At 48.7% G+C, this 22853-nt stretch carries 24 protein-coding genes; 9 read left to right on the plus strand and 15 right to left on the minus strand.

Features of this window, described 5'->3' with window-relative positions; translation table 11 throughout:
- Positions 1-158: 158 nt before the first annotated feature.
- The 6 genes from FTO70_RS00470 to glnA form a co-directional block, all read right to left on the minus strand.
- Positions 159-1193: a Coenzyme F420 hydrogenase/dehydrogenase, beta subunit C-terminal domain gene (locus FTO70_RS00470; RefSeq protein ID WP_255333727.1), complete on the minus strand. Its 1035-nt coding sequence runs from the start codon at positions 1191-1193 to the stop codon at positions 159-161.
- Between the two features lie 6 nt (positions 1194-1199).
- Positions 1200-1943, minus strand: a complete 744-nt coding sequence (locus tag FTO70_RS00475) for a hypothetical protein (RefSeq protein ID WP_255333728.1) — start codon at positions 1941-1943, stop codon at positions 1200-1202.
- Positions 1944-1945: 2 nt separating this feature from the next.
- On the minus strand, positions 1946-3457 hold the full coding sequence (locus FTO70_RS00480) for a glutamate synthase-related protein (RefSeq protein ID WP_255333729.1): 1512 nt from the start codon (positions 3455-3457) through the stop codon (positions 1946-1948).
- The gene (locus FTO70_RS00485) at positions 3454-4506 is read right to left on the minus strand and encodes a glutamine amidotransferase family protein (protein ID WP_255333730.1); all 1053 of its coding nucleotides are present in this window, start codon (positions 4504-4506) and stop codon (positions 3454-3456) included. The genes FTO70_RS00480 and FTO70_RS00485 overlap by 4 nt, the downstream gene beginning before the upstream one ends.
- 185 nt (positions 4507-4691) lie before the next feature.
- Positions 4692-5180, minus strand: a complete 489-nt coding sequence (locus FTO70_RS00490; protein WP_255333731.1) for a hypothetical protein — start codon at positions 5178-5180, stop codon at positions 4692-4694.
- Between the two features lie 189 nt (positions 5181-5369).
- Entirely contained in the window at positions 5370-6713 is a 1344-nt protein-coding gene (gene glnA / locus FTO70_RS00495; protein WP_255333732.1) for a type I glutamate--ammonia ligase, read from the minus strand.
- A 374-nt stretch (positions 6714-7087) separates the two neighbouring features.
- Here glnA and FTO70_RS00500 point away from each other — a divergent pair, with 374 nt between their 5' ends.
- Positions 7088-7570, plus strand: coding sequence for a TspO/MBR family protein (locus tag FTO70_RS00500; protein ID WP_255333733.1), 483 nt, complete (start codon positions 7088-7090; stop codon positions 7568-7570).
- Positions 7571-7688: 118 nt separating this feature from the next.
- Here the strand turns inward: FTO70_RS00500 and FTO70_RS00505 are convergent, their stop codons facing one another.
- From FTO70_RS00505 to FTO70_RS00535, 7 genes are all read right to left on the minus strand, one after another.
- Positions 7689-7898 carry a DUF1059 domain-containing protein gene (locus FTO70_RS00505; RefSeq protein WP_255333734.1) on the minus strand — a complete coding sequence of 70 codons (210 nt, stop codon included), beginning with the start codon at positions 7896-7898 and terminating at the stop codon, positions 7689-7691.
- Between the two features lie 189 nt (positions 7899-8087).
- Complete coding sequence (locus FTO70_RS00510) at positions 8088-8396, minus strand: Hsp20/alpha crystallin family protein (RefSeq protein WP_255333735.1); 309 nt, start codon at positions 8394-8396, stop codon at positions 8088-8090.
- Between the two features lie 55 nt (positions 8397-8451).
- A complete protein-coding gene (locus FTO70_RS00515; protein WP_255333736.1) occupies positions 8452-8751 on the minus strand; it encodes an Hsp20/alpha crystallin family protein in 300 nt (99 codons plus the stop codon).
- A gap of 300 nt (positions 8752-9051) precedes the next feature.
- A complete protein-coding gene (locus FTO70_RS00520) occupies positions 9052-9534 on the minus strand; it encodes a hypothetical protein (RefSeq protein ID WP_255333737.1) in 483 nt (160 codons plus the stop codon).
- A 199-nt stretch (positions 9535-9733) separates the two neighbouring features.
- Complete coding sequence (locus tag FTO70_RS00525; protein WP_255334020.1) at positions 9734-10072, minus strand: P-II family nitrogen regulator; 339 nt, start codon at positions 10070-10072, stop codon at positions 9734-9736.
- A 10-nt stretch (positions 10073-10082) separates the two neighbouring features.
- On the minus strand, positions 10083-11492 hold the full coding sequence (locus tag FTO70_RS00530) for an ammonium transporter (RefSeq protein WP_255333738.1): 1410 nt from the start codon (positions 11490-11492) through the stop codon (positions 10083-10085).
- A gap of 132 nt (positions 11493-11624) precedes the next feature.
- Entirely contained in the window at positions 11625-11759 is a 135-nt protein-coding gene (locus FTO70_RS00535; protein ID WP_255333739.1) for a hypothetical protein, read from the minus strand.
- A 314-nt stretch (positions 11760-12073) separates the two neighbouring features.
- Between FTO70_RS00535 and FTO70_RS00540 the strand changes: the two genes are divergently transcribed.
- The 5 genes from FTO70_RS00540 to FTO70_RS00560 all read left to right on the plus strand — a co-directional run bounded on the left by FTO70_RS00540 (position 12074) and on the right by FTO70_RS00560 (position 16695).
- Positions 12074-12559: a GbsR/MarR family transcriptional regulator gene (locus FTO70_RS00540; protein WP_255333740.1), complete on the plus strand. Its 486-nt coding sequence runs from the start codon at positions 12074-12076 to the stop codon at positions 12557-12559.
- A gap of 45 nt (positions 12560-12604) precedes the next feature.
- Positions 12605-12991, plus strand: a complete 387-nt coding sequence (locus FTO70_RS00545; protein ID WP_255333741.1) for a transcriptional regulator — start codon at positions 12605-12607, stop codon at positions 12989-12991.
- 122 nt (positions 12992-13113) lie between these two features.
- A complete protein-coding gene (locus FTO70_RS00550) occupies positions 13114-14013 on the plus strand; it encodes an ABC transporter ATP-binding protein (RefSeq protein ID WP_369694304.1) in 900 nt (299 codons plus the stop codon).
- Between the two features lie 124 nt (positions 14014-14137).
- Positions 14138-15391, plus strand: a complete 1254-nt coding sequence (locus FTO70_RS00555) for a COG1361 S-layer family protein (protein WP_255333742.1) — start codon at positions 14138-14140, stop codon at positions 15389-15391.
- Positions 15392-15480: 89 nt separating this feature from the next.
- Positions 15481-16695, plus strand: a complete 1215-nt coding sequence (locus FTO70_RS00560) for an ABC transporter permease (protein ID WP_255333743.1) — start codon at positions 15481-15483, stop codon at positions 16693-16695.
- Between the two features lie 237 nt (positions 16696-16932).
- Here FTO70_RS00560 and FTO70_RS00565 read toward each other — a convergent pair whose 3' ends face one another.
- Both FTO70_RS00565 and FTO70_RS00570 read right to left on the minus strand, forming a co-directional pair.
- Entirely contained in the window at positions 16933-19083 is a 2151-nt protein-coding gene (locus FTO70_RS00565) for a PAS domain S-box protein (RefSeq protein ID WP_255333744.1), read from the minus strand.
- Positions 19084-19485: 402 nt separating this feature from the next.
- Positions 19486-19689 (minus strand): hypothetical protein, encoded by a 204-nt coding sequence (locus tag FTO70_RS00570; RefSeq protein ID WP_255333745.1) that lies wholly within the window; start codon positions 19687-19689, stop codon positions 19486-19488.
- A gap of 21 nt (positions 19690-19710) precedes the next feature.
- Between FTO70_RS00570 and FTO70_RS00575 the strand changes: the two genes are divergently transcribed.
- The 3 genes from FTO70_RS00575 (at position 19711) to FTO70_RS00585 (ending at position 22804) form a co-directional block, all read left to right on the plus strand.
- Positions 19711-20925 carry an ABC transporter permease gene (locus FTO70_RS00575; protein WP_255334022.1) on the plus strand — a complete coding sequence of 405 codons (1215 nt, stop codon included), beginning with the start codon at positions 19711-19713 and terminating at the stop codon, positions 20923-20925.
- A gap of 332 nt (positions 20926-21257) precedes the next feature.
- The gene (locus FTO70_RS00580; RefSeq protein ID WP_255333746.1) at positions 21258-21908 is read left to right on the plus strand and encodes a flavin reductase family protein; all 651 of its coding nucleotides are present in this window, start codon (positions 21258-21260) and stop codon (positions 21906-21908) included.
- Positions 21909-22075: 167 nt separating this feature from the next.
- Positions 22076-22804, plus strand: coding sequence for a flavodoxin family protein (locus tag FTO70_RS00585; RefSeq protein WP_255333747.1), 729 nt, complete (start codon positions 22076-22078; stop codon positions 22802-22804).
- Positions 22805-22853 lie beyond the last annotated feature (49 nt).

Below are 22853 nucleotides of genomic sequence, written 5' to 3' on the forward strand. Positions count from 1 at the left end.
AAGAGCTGATTAAAAGTATCGAAGTTAAAGATAGTTATGGTACTGTACTTGCAAGAAGGGCCGTCCACCTTCGGTATCCGGCACAAGAATGAAATAAAGATGAAGCCCGAAGCTTCACCTTTCAAGTTTTCTGTAAGTTAATTTCTGTTTTGCAAGTTTTATTTCTGCTTCCGCTCGAGCTTCTTTGTGGCCAGCTTCTCGATAATCCCCAGGCTGACCTCGCCGCCTACGCTCAGCTTCCCGCTGGCAACTGCGCTTTCCAGAAGGTGCTGTCCGACAAGGGTGCGGACGATCAGGGTGGTGTAGCCGTCAGGGCTTCCAACTGCGCCTGCGGAGATGTCGGCTTTGAGGGCTGTAAAGTCCGTGCAGACGTGGCAGCCGGGGCGGACGGTGTCCTCAAGCTCGGCAAGTGGGATCACATACTGGGTCCCGTTGTCGAGGGTGATTTCGAGCTTGCCCTTGACGTCGATGCGGCAGACTTTCATGGGTTCGAGGGCGTACTCGCTTTTCAGCTTGCCTGCAATCAGCTTTTCGTAGTCGAAGCTTTCGGTACAGAAGAGCCCGAGCACGAAGCGGATGGATTTCTTGTAGGGGCTGACAAGCTGGTGGTCGGACTCAAGCATCTTGCGGACTGCCTGGACGACACAGGGGACTCCCACAACTGCAATGTTCCTGTACTTCCGGGTCACAACGGCTTCCTTAAGCGCCGAGACCAGGGGGACCCACCAGTTGTAGCGGCTTCCGGCCTGTCCAATGAGGGCTTCGCTCCTGGTGATTACCATGGAGTGCGGCTTAAGGGTCCAGGGGTCTTCGGTGACCGTGACCACTGCGTCCACAAGGCCGGTGTCCAGGGCGTTTGCAAGGATTGCTGTAACGGCTCCTCCGCTCTGCTTTCTCGGGATGTCGAATTCTGCCTTTCCGGCAGTGATCTCCAGGTAGTCCCCGAGCAGGCTTGAAGGCTGTTCATCGAGCCTCGGGCAGACCTCGTAGCAGGCCCCGCAGGGCACGTCATCAACGGCGGCTTTGCAGTAGCCGTTGCTCTTCGGGGTTGCGGAATCGCCGCCGGTTTCGAAGTACAGGGCGTCAGCAGGGCAGACTGCAATGCAGGCCCCACAGCCTGAGCAGAGGCCGGTGTCCCAGACTTTTGATTTAAGGTCAAGGTAAGTCTTGCTTATTGGTTTCTTTTCTGCCATCTCTGATCACTCCCAGACGTATTTGCTTGCAAAAGGCCGGCTGCTTGCAGGTCCGATCCTTGTGTAGTTGGTGTCCAGGAACTCTGCGGGGTCATACCCGAACTGCTCGCAGAAGCTCTTTATGGTCGGGGCGATGCGTTCCAGGTCAGCTTCCGTAAACTCGAATTTCTTGGCTCCGACTCCGAGCAGGTAGTCATCCACTTCCCCGCGTATGATGATTTCTCCGCCGTGGATCCCGCTGCCTATGCCCCTGTCGGTCATGGTTTTTTCCTTTCCGATTCCGAGCACCAGCACAAGGCCTCCTGCCATGTACTCCCCAAGGAAAGAGTGGGCTGTCCCGCCTATGACAAGTATGGGCCTGGCTTCCACTTCATACTGCTTCATGTGAATGCCGCCGCGGTACCCGATGTTATTCTTAATGAAGACCTTTCCTCCCCTCATCCCGTGGGCTACGGCATCTCCTGCACTCCCGTGAATTACGAGCATGCCGCTGTCCATGGTGTTTCCGGGAGCGTGTTCAGCGTTCCCTTTTATTATGCAGGTGGGCCCGCTCATGAACATCCCCAGGTCTCCTCCGGGGACTCCGTTGATTATGATGCGGACATTGCCCCTTAACCCGTCTCCGATAAAGCGCTGCCCGAGCACGTTGTCGAGGACGATCTCCTCGGCTCCTTCCGCAACTGCAGCCCTTATCTTCTGGTTTAAGGGGGTGTAGTGCATGCCTTTAGCGTCAATTCTTACCGTCTTCATGTTCAGGCCCCCGCCGGGAGTACGTCCAGGATTTTAAGCATTCCTTCGTCCAGCATGTATCCGCGCAGGCGGTCCCTGTTTCCGCGCAGGCTTTCGATACTGTTGATGCCTGCAGCACCCATAAGTTCGCTGAGTTCCAGGGTCCAGCCGTGTATCAGGTTTGAGACCTGTGCTGCTCCAGCTTCGGGGTCAATCCTGCTCACAAGGTCAGGGCGCTGGGTAGCAATGCCCCAGGGGCAGAGGTTCCTGTAACAGTTGCCGCAGACCCTGCATCCCAGAGCGACCAGGGCTGCAGTCCCGACATAGACCGCGTCCGCCCCAAGGGCAATGGACTTTGCAAGGTCGGCGCTGTTCCTGATGCCGCCGCTTGCGATGATTGAGATTTCGTTCCTTACGCCCTGGTCCCTGAGTTTCTGGTCAACGCTTGCGATTGCAGCTTCGATGGGGATTCCCACATGGTCCCTGAAGACCTTGGGGGCTGCTCCGGTCCCTCCGCGGAACCCGTCAATGACCACTGCGTCTGCAGAGGAACGGGCAATGCCTGCGGCGATGGGAGCCACATTGTGCACGGCTGCAATCTTCACAAAGACCGGCTTCTTCCATTCGGTAGCTTCTTTCAGGCTCCTGATTAGCTGGACCAGGTCTTCGATGCTGTAAATGTCGTGGTGCGGGGCCGGGCTGATTGCGTCACTGCCCAGGGGAATCATACGGGTCTTGGAGACTTCTTCGTTTACCTTTTCTCCGGGGAGGTGGCCTCCTATGCCCGGCTTTGCTCCCTGTCCGATCTTGATCTCAATAGCAGCGCCTCTTTCCAGGTAGTCGATGTTCACACCGAAGCGGCCTGAAGCGACCTGGACGATCATGTGGTCCTGGTAGGGGTAAAGCGCCTTGTGCAGCCCTCCTTCCCCGGTTCCCATGAAGGTCCCGGTTTCGGCTACGGCTTTTGCCATGCTGAGCTGGGAGTTCAGGCTGATGGCTCCGAAACTCATGTGCCCGATCATTATCGGGGTGTCGAGCTTCAGGTTGGGGGCAAGTTTTGTTTCCAGCTCGACGTCTCCACTCTCGGTTTTCCTGAAATTGAGCTTTGAAGGCTTCTTCCCGATGTAGGTCCTGAGCTCCATGGGTTCTCTCAGGGGGTCGATACTGGGGTTTGTGACCTGGCAGGCGTCCAGGAGGAGCCGGTCGTAGATGATTGGAAGGTCTCTGGCGTTTCCCATCCCTGAAAGGATGATCTTTCCGCTGCGGGCCTGGTTGATGATATCTTCCCTGGCTTCCCGGGTCCAGACGGGGTGGGAACGGTAGTCTACGGGTTTTTCCGTAAGGGTGATTGCGTCCCTCGGGCACATTGCAACACAGCGGAGGCAGGCCGTACATTTCCTGGATTCGATCAGGATCTTGTCGCCTTCTCTTCTGTATACGCCGTAGGAACAGTTTTCAATGCAGCGGCCGCAGTCCATGCACTGGTCGCGGTCGATGCTGACTTTGAATTTTGGGGGTACGCTTCCGAGCGTCATTCGATAAACCTCCCGATGATGGGTTCTCCTGCCCTGGGAGTGTAGATATTCTTGACTTCGGGGTCAAGGGTCCTTATTGCTGCCTCTTCACTGGATATGTAGAGGCGGTCTCCGTTTTCGCCCACCACGAGGGGGCGCAGCTTGATCCTGTCAGTGAAGCCCACTATTCCGTCTTCAGTTCCGACAACGATTGCAAAGGGCCCGTTCATCAGGGCAGACCCGTAGGTCAGGCGGACCGCTTTGTTAAGTTCGGATTCTTTTGCAGGCATGCGGTCGATATCGTCCCAGAATGGGGGGGCAAGGGCCTTGACAACCATCTCATGTGACAGTTCATGCTGCCTTCCGAGCAGGTCAAAAAGGTAAGCTACAACCTCTGTGTCGGTAAGTGCAGTGCATTTGTATCCGTACTCTTCGACATAGCGCTGGTTTGTGCCGTATGAGGTGATTTCTCCGTTGTGCACCACTGACCAGTTAAGCAGGTTGAAGGGGTGAGCTCCTCCCCACCAGCCCGGAGAGTTTGTGGGGTAGCGGTTGTGGGCAAGCCAGATGTAGCCTTTGTAGTCCTCGATCCTGTAAAAGTTTGCAACGTCCTCGGGCCAGCCAGAAGCCTTGAAGACTCCCATGTTTTTCCCTGAAGAAAAGATCGTGGCCCCGTTCACATAGGCATTTACCTGCATGACAATGTGCATGACAACGTCGTTTTCCGAAGCCATTCTTCCTGCCATAAGGTCCTCGGAGGGCTTGAAAAAGTATCTCCAGGGGATATGGACCTTTTTGATGCCTGGCTGTGGGGTGGTCGGGATTTCTTCCTGGTGGACGATTTCTCCCCACTGCTTGAGGATTTCGTCAACCTTTGCTTTTGGTTCTGCCATGTTGTCGAAGAAAACATGAAGAGCATAACAGTCTGCATATTCGGGGTAAATCCCGTATGCAGCATAGCCTGCCCCGTCTCCACTGCCTCTTTCGTTCATGAGACTGAGGGCGGCTTTTATGCTCGACCCGTCCATTCTGGACTTTGTTCGATCTATAAAGCCTATTATTCCACACATTTTTGATCACTCTAGAAATGAACGTAATGGATTTTTGTTAACAACTTCTTGAATGATTTCCGCGGCTTATTTTTGAAAAGTAGTTCAAAAAGCTTGCCTTTTTAAGAAACCGGTCACCGGGGATTCCGGTGGTTTTGAATTTTTGTAAATTCCGAATTTTTGTAAATCGGGGGTTCTGTGGGATCTCACAGGTAATTATCTTCATCGTTATTATGTTTATAATGTGTATATTTTGCGGCACACTCCCTCCCGTATCTGCTTCTTCTTCCGGGGTTGAGAGGGTCACCACTAAGGGAAGTAAGTAATTTAGTACCTATTTGACAATATATATATGTTTCTTTTTCCCGGCCGAAGCTGTCCGTGAAGAAGTGCGGTGAAGCACGGCTTTTTTCCCCTCCCCATTCTTTTTTTGCAAAAGGTCCTTTAGTATCGAGTGGGGTTCGAGATTCCGTAATTACAGGGGGGACTCTTCCATTTTTTTCTTCCCCGTGTTTGCTATATGGGGGTTTTAGGTACTTACTGACTGCAAGTCTTTCATCTTCCTGTATTTTCAGCTTCTTGCCGGCTAACCCTTTAAGCCGAAATCTTTCCCGGTTTTCGTTGGGGGAGAAATAAAAAAGTAATAAGGAAAAAAAATTCCTTTCTAAAAAATTCCTTTCTAATGGAATTTTCACATCTTTTCCCGGGCTTAAGTGGATAGGAAATTTGCCATTTATGGCTACTTAATGGATCCGTAAATGGGGATGTACCTGCCTTTAAAATATGCGCATCATAGTTTTTCCGGGGAAAACTCCCCTCCCGGAAATCGGCCGCATCAAGTTTTTCTGGCAGGTACGCAGTGTACTGGGAGGACTGTCCGATGCTTACAGCATGTGGAGGTAACGTTCAAGTTCCCAGGGGTGGACCATGGCTTTGTATTCGTCCCATTCTGCGGTTTTTGCGCAGAGGTAGTTTTCAAAGACGTGGGATCCGAGCACTTCCTTTACGAATTCGCTCTTTTTCATCTCATCCACTGCTTCTTTGAGGTTTGCAGGGAGGGAAAGGATACCTTTTTCCAGGCGCTCTTTTTCCGTGAGATGGAAAATATTTACGTTGGTCGGCTCTGCAGGCTCGATCTTGTTCTTTATCCCGTCAAGGCCGGCTCTCAGCATAAGTGCGAAGGCCAGGTAGGGGTTGCAGGCCGGGTCCGGGCACCTGAGTTCAACCCTGGTCCCGTTACCGCGGGTTGCAGGAATCCTTATCAGAGAACTCCTGTTGCTGGCGGACCAGGTGATATAAACGGGAGCTTCATATCCGGGCACTATTCTCTTATAGGAGTTTACTACCGGGTTTGTAACGGCTGCAAATTCCCTTATGTGCTTCAGCAGCCCTCCTATGTAGTACATTGCTTCCTGGGATAGCTGGTTCGGGGTGTTGGGGTCGTAAAAGGCATTTTTCCCGTCCTTAAAGAGGGACTGGTTGCTGTGCATTCCCGAGCCGTTTACGCCGAAGAGGGGTTTTGGCATGAAGGTTGCATAGTAGCCTTTGTGGTAGGCAATGGACTTAACCACATATTTGAAGGTTACCACATTATCGGCAGTGTTGAGCACGTCGCTGAACCTGAAGTCGATTTCATGCTGGGAGGGGGCGACTTCATGGTGGGAGGCTTCGATCTGGAATCCCATGTGCTCAAGGGCATAGTCAATGTCCCTGCGCACGTCCTGGGCGCGGTCAAGGGGTGCGAAGTCGAAGTATCCGCCCTGGTCGGTAAGTTCGGTGGTTGGGTTTCCGTTTGCGTCCAGCTTGAACAGGAAAAATTCAAGTTCCGGCCCGACGTTCATTGAATAACCCATTTTTTCGGCTTCTTTGATTGCGCTTTTCAGGACATATCTGGGGTCTCCCTGGAAGGGTTTTCCGTTAGGGAGGTAGACATCTCCGAGAATCCTTGCAACTGCTCCGGTTGCAGGCCTCCATGGAAGAATCCTGAAACTGGATGGGTCAAGCACGAGTTTCATGTCGGACTCTTCGATCCTTGTAAAACCCTGGATGGAAGATCCGTCAAACATGACACCGTTTTCAAAAGCTTCTTCGAGTTGTTCTGCGGGAATTGCCCAGCTTTTGATGATGCCAAGTGTATCCGTAAACTGTGTCCGGATAAACTTTACGTCTCGTTCTTTAACAGCCTCTAACACATCTTCCTTTGTAGTACACTTTTTCATCTGCACCATTTGATTTCATCCTCACTAGGCATTAGGTAACCATTTACCTATCTTATGTTATATATAGTTTTCTATACCTCGTATGGAATTAACTATTTTGAAGGTTCTGGCAAAAGCCCAGTGAAACTAGTAGAAACAGTTTATAGGCTTCATCCCCACGTTTATATTTCCAACCTAATGTATATATAATTCATTAAGGAAAATTCCCGGTAAAACCCCTCCAATCCCGAATTTCCATTGCCCGGAGCTTCAATGCCGGACGGTGTCTCCTTCCTTAGCCCTGAAATCCCGGCCGGGATGCAAAAGGCTTTTTCTCATCCCAAGTTTAACTCTCATCCCAAGCTTAATTAACTCCCGGGTACATATTTTTCCTCTGGGGATATATGCTTCGGGAAGTAAACAAATTCCGGCTTATTGTTTCGATACTGCTCTGCCAGCTTGCAGGTGCTCTTGGGTCCCTATACACGGCATCATCCCTCGAGATCTGGTATGCCGTGCTTGAAAAGCCTGCTTTTAACCCTCCTTCCTGGGTCTTTTTCCCGGTCTGGGTCACACTTTATACGCTTATGGGAATTTCCCTTTACCTGGTCTGGGAAAAGGGGCTGCAGCAAAAAGAAGTCAAGGTAGGGATAGTCCTCTTCGGAATCCAGCTGGGCCTCAATACCCTCTGGTCTTTCCTCTTTTTCGGGCTCAGGTCTCCTTACTATGCCTTTATTGAGATCCTTTTCCTCTGGCTTGCTATCTTCCTGACGATAGTTCAGTTCAGCAGGATTTCAAAAACAGCTTCTATTTTACTGGTTCCCTATATCCTGTGGGTCAGTTTTGCAGCCCTGCTTAATTATCAGATCTGGGTCCTGAACCCATGAAGTAATCGGATTTTGAATTTATGGATTCCGAATTTATGGATTCCGAATTTATGGATTCCGAATTTATATCAATTAAATTAAAAAAGAATGTATAGAGCCAAATGCAGGTACAGGCTCGTTAAAGGGCTCCGCAGCCGCAGCTCCGGCCCAGGAGGGTTGATATCCTGTGCTTCAGGTGGTGGATGTCGTCTTCTGACATTTTTTCAAGGTCATCTTTGTGCTCCTCTTCTATATGGTCGAGCATCTCTTTTTCAACCTTTTCAAGTTCACTGCCGACTGCCATAAAACTGCACTTGAATCCCAGATCGCCGCACTTGACTATTTTCATAAGATCTCTTCTCCAAACACAATACTGACTACAAAATATTGACTATCAATTAATTTATCAATTCTCTGTCAGTTCTTTATCAATTCTCTTTAAATTCGCTACCAATTCTAACAAAATATAATAAAAATTAATAGGATATAAAATTAAGTTTTTCCGGAGTTTTCTTTCCCGGATGCGGCTCATTTTTCTTTATTCTATGGGGATGGTTCTTGCACACATAAATCCCCCTTTATAGGGGACCTTGATGGTAAGCATCCCATTATTGTTTACTGCAATGGCCCTCTCCGGGTCCACAGGCCCGTCCAGGAAAAAAGACCCGAGGTATTCCACACTATCGCTGAAGGCCTTCAGGTAAAAACTGTTTTCGTGCATCACAAGGGTTATGTGATCGTCTCTCACGTCGGGAAGTTCTAACTCAATAGTCAGGTTTTCATGTTTGTCATCGTGATACATGGCGATGACCGGAGTTTTTATTATCTTGGGTAAAGGATTTTCCATAATTGCCCCCCGAGAAACTAGGTATGCGGATTTGATGTCCTTGCATATTTGATTTTTAATCGATTTTCACGTCCACAGCACCTTCAAAAGGCTGCTGGTAGGGCACCGTAACTTTCAGGATCCCGTTTGAATATGTAGCAACAGCTTTATCGGGATTTACGGGACAGCATGTTGAATAGCTGTCAACGTACTCAACTCCTTCTTTGCTTGCTTTCACGTAAAAGCCGTCTTCGGTGATCTTGAAAGATATGTTTTTCTTTTCGATCCCCGGAAGAATTATTTCAATTTTCAGGTTTTCGTATGCATCGTCCGGATATGCCCAGATAGCCGGTGATAATCTCAAAACGTCCCCCATAATATTCACCCCAAATAACATCATCAACTAACGTATTTATAGATATCTTACTCATATCTGATAAATATTCGAGGTATCTTTCTCAGTATTCGGAGTTTTTGGAGCCCGGGTCATATCTGTTCCGGGTATGGTGTGGGCTGGAATTTTTAATTGGGGACGTGGGCAATAAAAAGTAATAATGAAGTGACAGCCGGGAACTAATTAAAGCTGCAGAAATCTTTTCTTGAAAAATGTAGAAATAAGAATCTGTAAAAGTGAAAAAAGGTATGAACTGCCGTTTGAAATAGGTGCGGCAGTTTTTTAGAGTTTCAGGACGCCCAGGTCAAGGCTTAGGGATACGATTATGGCAATCACTGAGAACACCGTGATGACCATGTAGTTTGCGCGTTCCTTTGAGACTGAAATGCTCCATAGTAGATAATAAAGCCCTTCAAGGTCTTTTTCTGAAAGCTGCTTCCGGCCCCTCACTTTCTCAAGCAGGCCCAGGTCCCTTATGACACTGAACCTCCTCTTCGCTATGTGGTGCCTGTGCATGAAGAACCAGAGGTATCCTGTGACCCCGAGATACCAGATAGCTTTTGCCCAGAAAGTGCTGTAATGATCTGCTATTATTATGGCCCTCAGCAGGACTGCAGAGACAAGCCCTACCCAGAAGTAAAGCTTGATCACGGACATATTATATCCCCGGGGGATTTCAAAGGTCGAAGCTTCCGGTTTGAACTCGGTTAATAAGGGTTCTGACTTGAACTCACTTAATAAGGGTTCTGATTTGAACTCGGTCATTATGGATACCTGCTTGGTTTTAGAATCTCTTTTGGTAGTTTGATGATTGGTTTGATAGGATTGGTTTGATGGGATTGGTTTGATAGGATTGGTTGATAGGATTGGTTTGATAAGGTTGATTTGGTAGGGTTGGTTTAATGGATAAATGCTAATTTGGGACGGAAAGGCCAAAAAGAGAAAGATAAAAATGGAGATGCTGTTAGAGCGCATCCCCGTCTCTTTCTCCGGTCCTTATCCTAACTACGATTCCAACAGGGATGATGAAGATCTTTCCGTCTCCTATCTCTCCTGTGAACGCAGTACTCTGGATCACATTTATGACTTCTTCCACTTTGTCTTCCGAAGTCACGATTTCGATTTTTGTTTTGGGAAGAAGGTCCACGCAGTATTTTTTACCTCTCCACTGCTGTACGATCCCTTTCTGCTGGCCGCGCCCTTTTACATCGGTCACAGTCAGGCTCGGAAACCCGGCTTCTTCAAGGGCATCCTTTACCTGGTGCAGTTTCAGGGGTTTTATGATTGCTTCTACCTTGAACATTTGAGTCATTTTAGTCCTCCCTCATCAGGTACTCGGGGTATGCCCTGATTCCGTGCTCGCAGATGTCCAGGCCCATGATTTCTTCTTCTTCGGAGACCCTAAGTCCGATTACAGCATCGAGGATCTTGAAGATTATGAACGAGAGCCCAAAGCCCCAGACGATGGTTGCTATGACTGCCACGAGCTGGATCAGCAGCAGGCTGATTCCTCCTCCGTAGAAGAGCCCTGGCACCTCAGCAGCGTATGCTGCGTCTGCAAGGATTCCGTTTCCGATCCCTATGGAGAAGAGCCCCACAGAGAGCAGGCCCCAGCTTCCGCAGTACCCGTGCACTGCAATTGCGCCCACCGGGTCGTCCAGTTTCAGCTTGTTTTCGTTGAACATGACGCCTACGTAGATGATTATTCCGGCAATGGCCCCGATGACAAGGGCTGCCCAGTTGTTAACCGAGCCGCAGGGGGCGGTGATTGCAACAAGCCCTCCGAGGAGCCCGTTTGCACTGAGGGACGGGTCAGGCTTTCCGGTCTTCATCCAGGTGATAAGCATGGTAACAACAGCTCCGGCAGCTCCTGCCAGGAAGGTGTTGACTATTACCAGGTTCATGTAGGCGTCGTTTCCGTCAAGGGTACTTCCACCATTGAACCCTATCCAGCCGAGGGCCAGGATCAGGGTGCCCAGGAAGGCAAAGGTCAGGTTGTGACCGGGAATCGGTATTGCTTTTCCGTCCCTGAACTTTCCTATCCTTGCGCCCACCAGGAGCACGCCTGCAAGGGCGGAATATCCTCCGATCGAGTGTACGACCCCGGAGCCTGCAAAGTCGTGGTGTGCTACTCCTATTGCCTTTACGATCGGGCTTTCGGCTCCGGTAAGGAGAGCCATGTCAGCCCCGCTCCAGACCCAGTGTCCGTATACAGGGTAAATGACTGCAACCATCAGGATACAGTAAACGAGGTAAGCCTTGAAGTTGGTCCTCTCGGCCATTGCTCCCGAAACGATAGTTGCTCCGGTGGCAGCGAAAACCATCTGGAAGAACCATCCGTTCCAGAGTGCGTTGTCCGCACCTGCCAGGAAGAACTGGTTGGTCCCTATAAGTCCTGCCGCATCGGCTCCGTACATGACGCCCCAGCCCACGGCCCAGTAGACCAGGATGCCGAGGATAACTGTCATGAAGTTTTTCATCAGGATGTTAGCAGTGTTTTTGCTTCTCGTAAGCCCCGTTTCCACGAGGGAGAAGCCTGCATGCATAAAGAATACAAGTCCACTTGCTATAAGCAGCCACACGAAAGTCAGTGCGGTCTGCACTCCTTCTATGGATGCTGCGTTTTCCTCCGGCGTTACGGCAAGTGCCGGCGAAGACAGCGCCATAAGTATTACACAGGTAATTAGCAATAATTTTCCAATCTTTTCCATATTTTTTAACATACCGTTCATCTGCCTCCTTTGTACTCGGCAACCGGTAAATGACTGTAGATTCAATAATATATAAAGTTAACTCAAAAATCCCGAAAAATGAAAATATTCAATTAGTTATAATTTACAGGGTCGAGGGCAAAATCACAATCTTGCAAAACTGTCATTTATTATATTCACAGAACTCCCTCCCTCTCTAACTCCCTTCTTTTTCTCACTTTTTCTCTTCATTCCGGTTAATCCCGGGAACTTTTCCCTCCCCTTGGGAACTTCCCTCACTGTCCCCGCAAAATACCCCGGAGTTGCAAACTTCCGTTATCCTGTTTATCTTCACTCTACCTTCACTCTGAAACCACATTTTAGTCCGCTTGAGGGAGCGCAGCGACCGAAACGGACAGCGCACTGCAGAGCCGCAACTCTGCTGGCTCAACTCTGCTGGCTCAACTTTGCTGGCCCAACCCGGCTGGTTTGGCAGGGTTTTCTGCTTTTCCGGCACCAGAAGTTTTAAATATTTTATTATTTATTTTATTTTTACTAAATACTAAAAATAGTAAATAATGCTAAAATTAGTAACTGGAACTAAATGACCTTTCATGGATGAAATTGACAGAGAATTCATTGCCTTCTATCAGAACGTAGGCAAAGCCTATGGGATGGACAGCCTGATGGCAACCATCTTTGCCCGGGTTTATGTTGAGCCCGGGGAGATGGGCATGAGTGAGCTTGCTGAAGAGACCGGTTACTCCCTTGCTTCGGTGAGCAATAAGATCCGGCAGCTTGAACCTTCGGGCTTAATAACTCGAAATACAAAGCCTGGCACCAGGAAGGTCTATGTTCATTCTGACAAGGATATACTGAGAATTGCTCTTGGGCAGCTGGTCCGGACAAGGGCTAGTGAAACCCAGCCTGCAGCTATTGAAATTCCTCGTATGATAGAACGCTTTGAAAAGGAAGAGTTGAGTGAAAAGCAGCAGGAGAAGCTTGAGATTCTCAGGCGCTACCATCGGGATATGCTCAAGCTTGATTCCCTGCTTGAGGAAATGCTTGAAAAACTTGAAAAGCTCAGCCGGCAAGCCTGAGTTTTCTGTTGCATGCCGGCTGCTTTATGCCTGCGAGGGGTGAAAATGCCAGAACAGAATCCGAACACCAGAGTTGCTTCCTTTGATAATCAGGGAAAATTACTGTTCCTTCCACTTTCCGGTGGTTCCCGAAAGCTTGCAAGGCTGCTTTCCAACGAAACTTCCCTGAGGGTCCTTGACATGCTCGGCAAAAAAAGCATGTCTGCAGGAGACCTTTCGGAGTCCCTGGGAATCCGGCTTAATACCCTGAAATACAACCTTGATGCCCTGGAGGAATCGGGCCTTATCAGGGTCCAGCAGATTAAGTGGAGCCGGAAAGGGAGGGAAATAAAAATGTATATGGCAGTGGAGCAGCTTATCGTGCTGGTCCCCGGGAAAAGTGCCGACCCTTCTTCGGTCCTCGGAATTTTGAATAGTTATTCTTCAGCCTGACACTTAAAGCATAAAAGCCAGAACAACCCCATATTGTATGGGCTGAACTGGCTGATGGTGCGATCAAAGGTGCATCTTACTATATTACTAAATTCAACGTGTGAAAAAACAGCGGAGAGGACATGGAAACTAAAGAATCCGATGCTGAGTTTTCTGAAGCCGGGTTTTTGAATCAGGAGAAGGAAAACGGGATTTCCGGGCCTGAAAAAAAGGAGCTTTCCCCCAAAAAAAGGGATTCTACCTTAGATGATAGGTCGGATGAAGAATCCTTCGTATGCGAGGTGCCCCGTTACAGACGTGGAGCAGACGGAGCTCGGGGCAGGAAAGCCGGAACCCCGGTTATCGAGGTCATCAATGTTAAAAAGAGCTACATGCTGGGAGGCCAGGAGGTCCCCATCCTTAGCGACATCAACCTTACAGTCCTGGAAGGGGAGTTTCTTGCCATTATGGGCCCATCGGGTTCGGGGAAGAGTACGCTCATGAACCTCATAGGCTTCCTTGACAGGCCCACGGAAGGGAAGATAATAATTAAGGGCCTGGACATCAACAAACTTTCCGACAAGGAAGTTGCCCGGCTCAGGGGGCTTGAGATAGGTTTCATCTTCCAGACCTTCAACCTTATTCCACGTCTTACTGCTCTTGAAAACGTCGAGCTTCCCACCTACGCCAACTCAAGGAGCGGCGTAAATTCCCGTAAAAGGGCCGAAGAACTCCTTACATTGGTGGGGCTTGAAGACCGCATGCGCCACAAGCCTAGCGAGCTTTCGGGAGGTCAGTCCCAGAGGGTGGCAATCGCCAGGGCGCTTATAAACGACCCGACGATCCTTCTTGCTGATGAGCCTACAGGGAACCTGGATTCGAAAACCGGGTGTGAAATCCTGAACATGTTTACTAAACTTAATGCTGAAGGCAGGACCATCGTGATGATCACACACGACCCCGAAATTGCAAAATATGCGGACAGGGTCGTGCTTGTAAAAGACGGATCAATTCAGAATAGTTCCGACCAAATCTCAGATTAAATCTCAGATTAAATCTCAGATTAAATCTCAGATTAAATCTCAGATTAAATCTCAGATTAAATCTCAGATTAAATTTCCGAATAATCAAGTCACTAACATTCAGGCTTACCAGGGTGAACTGAGAATGACAAAAATGAAAAACCTGACAATTCCTTTTGTGCTGTCTTTGCTTTTGATTTCTTCTATTTTTGCGGCTCCTGCTTCTGCAGCTGTTGCGGGTGCAAACCTGAAAGTAACGATTATTGAAATAAACCCCTATCCTGCTCAGATAGGGCAGTACATGGACCTTACCATACAGGTGGAAAATGTCGGAAGGGACCGGGCGGATGACGTTTCCATAGAAGTTGTCCCGGAGTATCCTTTCTCCCTTGATTCCCCTACAAACGCCGTGCAGAATGTAGGGGCTCTTGCTCCCGAGAAGGTTGCATCTAAAGAGTTCCATCTTTTCGTGGACAAAAACGCCCAGAAAGGGGTTCGCTCGATTGACATCCGGACCCAGGCGGACAGGGACAGCCCCTGGAGTAAGGAAACATTTGACATCAGGGTTGGCACCGAGACCTTTGACAGCAAAGGCACTGTAGAACTTGCGGAGATTGTCTCGGACCCCGGGGTCTTCATGCCCGGAGACAGGGGGACTGTCACCGTGACCCTCAAAAACACCGCAACGGCACCTACGGTTACCATAGACGGAGAGGACTTCGATACCAATGCGAGAATTCAGGCTGCAACCCTGGTGCCTTTAACGGATGGAATAACAGTTACAGGTGTTCCTTTTAGTGAAATGGGTCTTCTGGGTCCGGGGGACAGTATTGACCTGACATTCAATGTCGAGGTTTCAGAAGAAGTAAGGGACGGGACGTACAACCTCGAACTTGCACTGGAAGGAAATTCCTTTGACTACAACAGCCGGAAGAACATCCCTCTTGATGTGGACTCTTCGAATGTGAAGGTGATCCCTTCCAAACCCTTAAAACTGGTTAACGGCGAGGCAACCCTCGAGTTTGATGTGGCAAACACCCACCCCAACGAATTTAGCTCCGTGAGCATCAGGCCCGAGGCTGAAGGAGTTGAATTCTATCCTCTGGAGTACTTTATAGGGCCAATGGACCCGGACGAACTTTTCACTATCGAGTTCGATGCCGTGACTGACGTGCCTGCAGGAGAAAATGGGGATGCCTTGGAACCCATAAACCTCACCCTTTCCGCAAGTTACAGTAACGGCATTAACAAGCATGAAAACCTGGTAAGCAACCTTCCGCTCAGGAACGTCGTGGAGACTCAGGGAAGCAGTTCGACTTCTATAATAGTCGCTGTAATGCTTGTAGTCCTGGTTGCCGCCGGGGTGCTGATCTACAGAAAGAAAAAGCAAAGTAAGTGATTTGCAGAAAGAAAAAGTAAAGCAAAAAATGAAAATGTTCGAAGGCCGGAAATATTCCGGCAGAGCTAATTTTTTCAGGGGTTTGAAAGATGGTCCAGTTTAAACAGGCCTTCCGGATTGCTGTGGGAAGTATAGGCAGTGCCAAATTGCGCTCTGCCCTTACAACCCTGGGCATTGTAATCGGGATTGCGGCGGTAATCACCAATGCGTCCCTCGGGGCCAGTTTCAACCAGTTTTTCACTGATGAGGTTTCTTCCGTGGGCTCGAATTTCGTCATTGCGTACAGCAAGCAGCCCAACCTCTTCTTTGACAACGAGTATGAGCTTGTAAAGAACACTCCGGGAATTACCGGGGTTTCCCCGCGGAAATGGATGAGCGGGGAACTCAGTTACCTTTCAGAAACAAAAAACGTGGACATTGCCGGGGTCAGTGAAGACTTCCGGGAAATCCAGAACCTTCAGCTTGAGGAGGGAAGTTTTCTCACTGACAAGGACAGCTATTCCGCAGTGCTCGGGTATGACCTGGCTAATGAGGAGTTTGACCGGAAGATCTCCGACAGGGGCACCGTGGATCTCGCTTTTCGGCTTGAAGACGGAAGCGTTGTGAGAAAAACCTTTAAGGTAAAGGGAATTCTTGAGAATTCAAAGGAGACGATCATCGGTGGGAACGGTGATACTGATTCTATGGTCTTCATCCCGGTTTCCACCATGAACGAAATGCTCGGGGAAAAAGACTACGGGGCTTTTTTTGCCATGGCAAGCAGCCCGGAAAGTGTCAGTGAAGTCTCGGATGAGGTGGATGAGCGGCTCGCCAGAAACTTCGGGATTCCCAGGCGAGACCTTGAAGATGAGGATGCAAAGCCCTACGGGGTTGTCGATCAGGCCGAAATCCTTGAACAGACCGGGCAGATGGGAGACGCTCTCGGTTCTTTCCTCCTCGCCGTGGCCCTGATCTCCCTTCTTGTGGGTTCTATCGGGATTATGAACATCATGCTTGTCACTGTCACGGAACGCACCCGGGAAGTTGGGATCCTGAAATCCCTGGGGTATACCAATTCCGGAGTCCTTTCCCTTTTCCTCCTGGAATCCGTCCTTGTCAGCCTTTTCGGTGGCATCCTGGGCACAATGCTGGGAGGGCTCGGGGCATATGCCCTGGAAACGGCCCTGAAACTTCCGCCTGTTTTCCCTTTCAGGTTGATTGAGATAGGATTCCTGGTCTCGGTCCTTGTGGGAGTGGTTGCAGGCGTCTACCCTGCACGGAAAGCGGCAAGAATGAACCCTGTAGACGCTTTAAGGTACGAATAAATCCTGCAGGTGTGAATAAGTCATATATAATAACAGGTCAGGCATCAGGGCCTGGCCCCTGGAATGTTGCTCTCCGCCCTTCCTTTTCGTCCCTTCCTTTTCTTATGAAGGTGAGGATGGGGAGTCCGGTCGGCTGCCCGGGATTCCCGTACTCTTTTTCTGCATATCGGGCCGGGATTCAGGTCCTAATGGCCGTGAATTCCCTATTCCTTTTTCTTCTTTCCGGAAGGGGGGACCTCACGCTTTACGGCCTGGTGCAGGATCTTTTTCTTTCTCCAAATGTGCAAAGTCCTGCATTTTTTCAGGGATAGTTACGGTAAACGTGCTTCCTTTACCCGGCTCGGAGTCAACCCTGATCTCGCCGCCGTGAAGATCTACAAAATTTTTTACAATGTATAACCCAAGGCCCACTCCTTCATATTCTTTCGCAGAGGAGGAGTCTTCCTGTACAAAGGGATGGAATACCTTTTCCTGGTTTTCTCTGGATATTCCTATTCCGTTGTCAGTAACTACAATCTCAAGCATGCCATCTTTTTTGCACGCACTCACAGTGACAAGTCCCTTTTTGGGAGTGAATTTTATGGCGTTGCTCAAGAGGTTGTAAAGAATCTGCTTGAATTTTGCCCTGTCGGCCCAAATGCTTCCGGGCGCCGGGTCGAGCCTGGTTTTTATTGCAATTTTTTTGTTGGACGCGAAGGGGATAAGGGCCAGCCGTACCTCGTCGACAAGGTCGGCAACGTCCACTTCTTCATAGTTCAGGTAATCCTCTCCGGCTTCGAGCCTGGAGATGTCCAGAAGGTTGTTGATAATCTCAAGCAGGTGTTTTCCGCTTCTCAGGATGTTGTTTACGTACTGTGATTGTTTTGTGTTCAGCGTTCCGAAAGTCCCTTCCAGCAGCAGGTCTGAAAAACCTATGACAGAGTTGAGGGGGGTCCGCAGTTCGTGACTCATGTTGGCTATGAACCCATCTTTGATCCTGTTGGCTGCTTCGGCATCTTTTTTTGCCTTGAGGAGGGTTTTTTCGAATTCCTTCTGTTCATTTATGTCCCAGACAATCCCGAGCAGCACGGAATCTTCTTCCGAAGGCCCTTTGAGGACGACTTTATTAAATATTACCCTGTGAATTGTGCCGTCAGGGTATCCCATGGAGGCTTCGTACACTTCTTTTCCACGCTTTTTGATCAGTTCCAGATCCCTTAAATGGTGCTTCTCATGGATTTCCCGTTGGCCGAATTCGCACATAGTCTTTCCGATAATCTCCTCTTTCTTTTTCCCCATTAGCTTTTCAAAAGCCAGGTTGCAGCCTATGTACTTCCCTTTCTCGTCCTTGTAATAAACAGGAGTCGGAATGGCATCGACCATGTTTTGCAGGAAATTCATCTTTTCTTGCTGCAGGGCTTCCATTTTTTTCCTTTCGGAAATGTCCCTGGCAAAGGAAAGTATTGCCTGCTTTCCTTCATATTCTATTATTCGGTTGCTGACTTCACAGGGGATGACTGTGCCGTCCTTATGGAGACACTCGATAACGAATACCGCATTTCCGGCCTGGCGTATCAGTTCCCTGTGCTCTTTGATTTTTTCCTGGTATTCCGGGGTTTTTAATTTCCATATGGGCATTTGCATAATTTCTTCGCGGGTGTACCCCAGGGTTCTGCAGGTGATCTCGTTTGCTTCCAGAATGTTGTTTTCCAGGTCAAAAATGACGATTGCATCGTTGGAATGGTCGAATAAGTTCCTGAACTTTTCTTCCGAACTTTTAAGATTTTCTCCATTCTGTCCGATATATCCCCACTTTCCCCTTCTTTTGATTATGGCAGCCTCGCTCCTTTCCATAAGGTCAAGAAGTTCGGAAGCTGAGAGCTTTTCCAGGGCCAGTGTGCAGAGGACAAGGGGGCTTTTTTCCGAATCTAACTTTTTGAGGGCTTTCCTGCATTTTTCAAGGCCTTGCATCAGGGAGCTTCCGGGCTTTTCACTGGCAGGGCTGCTTTTTTCAAGCTCAAGATTGGTCCGGAATCCTGTAAACCCGTCGGAAAGGGCTTTTTTATACCCGGTTTCTGCGGTTTCCGCCACTTCTGATGCAAGCAAAGCCGCATCTCCGGGGAGGGGCTTTGCAGGCAGAAACTCAAGCTGGGTTGACAGAAGCCCGGGCTCAATATCCACTCCCGAATTTTCGAGTTCTTTTTTTGCTCTGTCAGCAGGCAGGGTATTGCCTGTAACCCATAAGCAGCGTTCTCCCTTTTCAATACCTTCCTTAAAATAGGCAACAAGTAGTTCGGTCAGCTCTTCGGCCCCGCTGTAGACGGCAGTTACCTGGGGGCTACGCGAGGTTTTTGAAAAAAGGCCGGTATCAATTTTTATATTTTTTTCCTGAATTTTTTCCCCCTCCATACATTTTGCAACCAGTCCTATTTTAATAAACAAAAACTGGGTGACAGGGTTAGATTTGGTATAAAGGAAAATCTGGAGTAATTTTGAAGCCTTATTAACTTTCGATTTATTTTATAATTATCTCTTACATATTTGTATTATTTTCCATACCTTGGTTTTTCTATATACTCCCCAACATATATAAGAAATATTCTAATTTACGATGTTTCACTGGGGCCGGAAGCTTCCTGTGGCATAAACTGTCCAGGAATCCCTCCTATTAGGGGTTTCATATTTAGGGTACAAAAGGAACCGATGTCAATAAATTTCTTTGAGATCTTACTTTTTATATATCTAATACATTATAGTTTTATAGGATCTCAGGGGAATGCAGTTCTGCTGCAGGGGCGAAGAATGAGGGTTTCAATCAGTATCATATGCTATAACTACTTCCGGAAGCTTTAGGTTTCCTTCTCTCCTTCTTGATAAATCCCTGCTTGAAAAAGCCGGGGTTTCGGTAACAAGTTCATCTGCAAAAGGTGGGGTTTCGGTAACAAGTTCATCTATAAGGAGGGGCTCCGGCAATAAGTTCATCTGCAAAAGATGGGGCTTCTTGAAAAAAGCCATCCGGGGGAGGTGGAGGTTCTTGTGTTGAGGCTCAGGGAGGCTGTCAAAATCTCTCTCGGGAGCATATGGAGCTCAAAGCTTCGCTCGGGCCTGACAACCCTCGGGATCATAATCGGGATTGCAGCTGTAGTTGCAAACGTCTCCCTGGGGGAGAGTTTCAACGTCTATTTTGCGGAGGAGATCAATGCCCAGGGATCTAATTTCATTATTATTTACAGTCAGGAACCTAACCTCTTTTACACCGATGAGCTTGAACTAATTGATAAAACCCCTGGAGTTAGCGGGGTTTCTCCTATAAAAGAGCAGTTGGGAGAGGTAACTTACTTTTCACAGACTAAAAACATCAATGTTGTGGGAGTAACCGGGGACTACGAGGATACTGCCAACATCATTATGGAAGAAGGCAGCTTCATAAGTGACCAGGATACTTTTTCTGCGGCTATCGGGTCCGAGGTGGCAAATGAAAAATTCAACAGGAATATTTCCACCCGCAGCACCATAAATGTTTCCTTTCGTCTTGAAGGAGGCAGAATTGTGACCCGGAAGTTCAAGGTAAAAGGTATTATTGAAAGCCCCGGTGTCTCTTTTGTAGGAGGGGGGATTGACCGGGATGTGAGCATTTTTATCCCGGTTTCCACCATCAACCAGATGCTCGAGGAAGATGATTTCTCGGCTTTCTTTGCAATGTCTGACAGTCTCGATGACCTTGAAGAAGTCTCGGATGAGGTGGATAAAAGGCTTGCCCGGAACTTCGGGGTCTCGTCCAGAGACCTGGAAGACGAGGACGCAAAACCCTACCGGATCTTCAATCAGGCAGATGTCCTTGAGCAGACCAATCAGCTTGCAGATACCCTGCGGAATTTCCTGGTTGCAGTGGCCCTGATCTCCTTGCTTGTGGGGTCCATCGGGATCATGAACATCATGCTGGTTACTGTTACGGAGCGCACCCGGGAAATAGGGATCATGAAGGCGCTTGGTTATTCAGGTGCCGATATTCTTTTGCTCTTTCTGATTGAATCCGTTATTCTCAGCCTCTTCGGAGGTCTTCTGGGGGTAGGGGTGGGGATCGGAGGGGCTTATGCCGTCACAAACTTCCTGAACCTGCCCTTCCTGTTTTCCCCTTACATCTTTGAGGCCGGGTTCCTGGTTGCGATAATCGTGGGTGTTGCCGCAGGGGTTTATCCCGCAAACAAAGCAGCTAAAATGGCTCCTGTGGATGCTTTGAGGTACGAATGACTTGCCCCTGACGGTTCAGGCAGGTGGCCGTTCAGGTTTTTTCTTCCCCCCTGCCCTGTTTTTGCTCTCCTTCTCTTCTTTGCTTCCATATATTTTTCTTCTACAACACTATTTTTATGCCCTGATTATTTGAGGGCATTTATATTCTGCAGAATTATATCTTAATTTATATATCCTTAAAAACCGGAATACTAATTATGGTCCGGGGGACATACAGGTTATGAGAATAATCTTTCATTGTGTTTCTTCGGCCCATTCGCTGCCCGGAGATCACAGAACTTCAGGTCAGAATTTTCGTTTATGGAACCTTTAAGGAGGATGAGAGGACGGACGTGACGGACACAACGGGCATAGTTATTAAAAAAGCCATAGGAGCCAGGAGTTTCCTTTACCCAATGCCCACAACCCTTGTGGGGGCCAATGTGAACGGGAAGCCGAATTACCTGACCATTGCATTTTGCGGGATCGTGCAGGCAAGCCCTCCCATGATTGCGGTGACCCTTGGGAAAATGCACTACACAAACGAAGGGATCAGGGAAAACCGCTGCTTCAGCGTGAATATCCCTTCGCGGCACATGGTGGAACTTACGGATTACTGCGGGATCGTCTCAGGGAAAAAGGTGGACAAAAGCGGGTTTTTCGAAACTTTCTACGGAAAACTGGAATCCGCCCCGATGATCCGGGAATGCCCTGTAAACCTCGAGTGCAAACTGGTTGATACCCTGGACTTCGGGGGGACAAACGAGGTCTTCATCGGGGAGATCGTAGAGAGTTATGCCGAAGAGCACTACCTCTGCAACGGCATCCCTGACATCGAAAAGATCGAGCCTATAGTATTCTCCATGTACGACAACAACTACTGGGGAGTGGGCGCTCACCTGGGAAAAGCCTGGTGCATAGGTAAAAAACTCGGCGAAACCAGAACCGAAGAAAAGAATGAAAATGATGAACAGAAGGCAAAAAATCTTCTTTGCAAATGTTAAATCCTCGTCAGATTTATGTGCAGAAGTAATTCGGATTGGTAGGATGTATGTGCAGAAATAATTCAGATTGGTATGGCCCGGATGCATTTGGATAAAATTTCTGATATTTCTTGGATGTGTGAGCAAGGGGAGTTGTGTGTTCAGGGAGAGTTTTAAGGGGGAATTTGATGAAGATAACTGCTTTTAGTGGGAGCCATAAGGGCAGGGAAGGAAACACCATGCTTATGGTGGAAGAATTTTTAAAAGGGGCAGAAGAAGCCGGGGCAGAGACGGAAAATATCATCCTTACCGAAAAAAACATCAGGTCATGTAAGGGAAAATTTGAATGCTGGCTCAAGACTCCGGGAAAATGTACGATCAGGGACGACATGGACGACCTGCTCCCCAGGTTCATGGCTTCGGATATTGTTGTGTTTGCATTCCCTGTCTATCTCGAAAATGTGCCGGCGGTCATGAAAACCTTTCTCGAAAGGTTGATCCCTGTCCTTTTGCCCCATTTCGAAGAGTTTGAAAAAGGGGAGTACAGGCATGCAAAGCGTTTCGAGAAATACCCGAAAATCGTGGTAATTTCAAACTCCGGGCTTCCGGGGCAGGCCAATTTTCAGGTGATAAGCCTCTTTTTCAGGCGCCTTGCGAGGCACTTCCACACCGAAGTCATCGCTGAAATTTACAGGGGAGAAGGGGAAATTTTGGGCGTAAAAAACCTTCTTGCAAAGCCCCTGGTTTCAAAGTACAAAAAGCTCCTCCGCTCTGCTGGTGGGTCGGTTGTGGAAAATCTGGAAATTTCCGAAGAGCTCCGGGAAAAACTTGAAAAGCCCATCATCCCGCCTTCAATATACATAAAGTATGGGAATGAAGAATTCGACCGCATTCTTGGGGATCTCGAAGGCGATTAAAAGCTTGAATGGGGATATTTAGCCTGAGTGGGATATTTATACCGGTAAA

It is taken from the genome of Methanosarcina sp. KYL-1 (assembly GCF_024372725.1).
Classification (GTDB): Archaea; Halobacteriota; Methanosarcinia; order Methanosarcinales; family Methanosarcinaceae; genus Methanosarcina.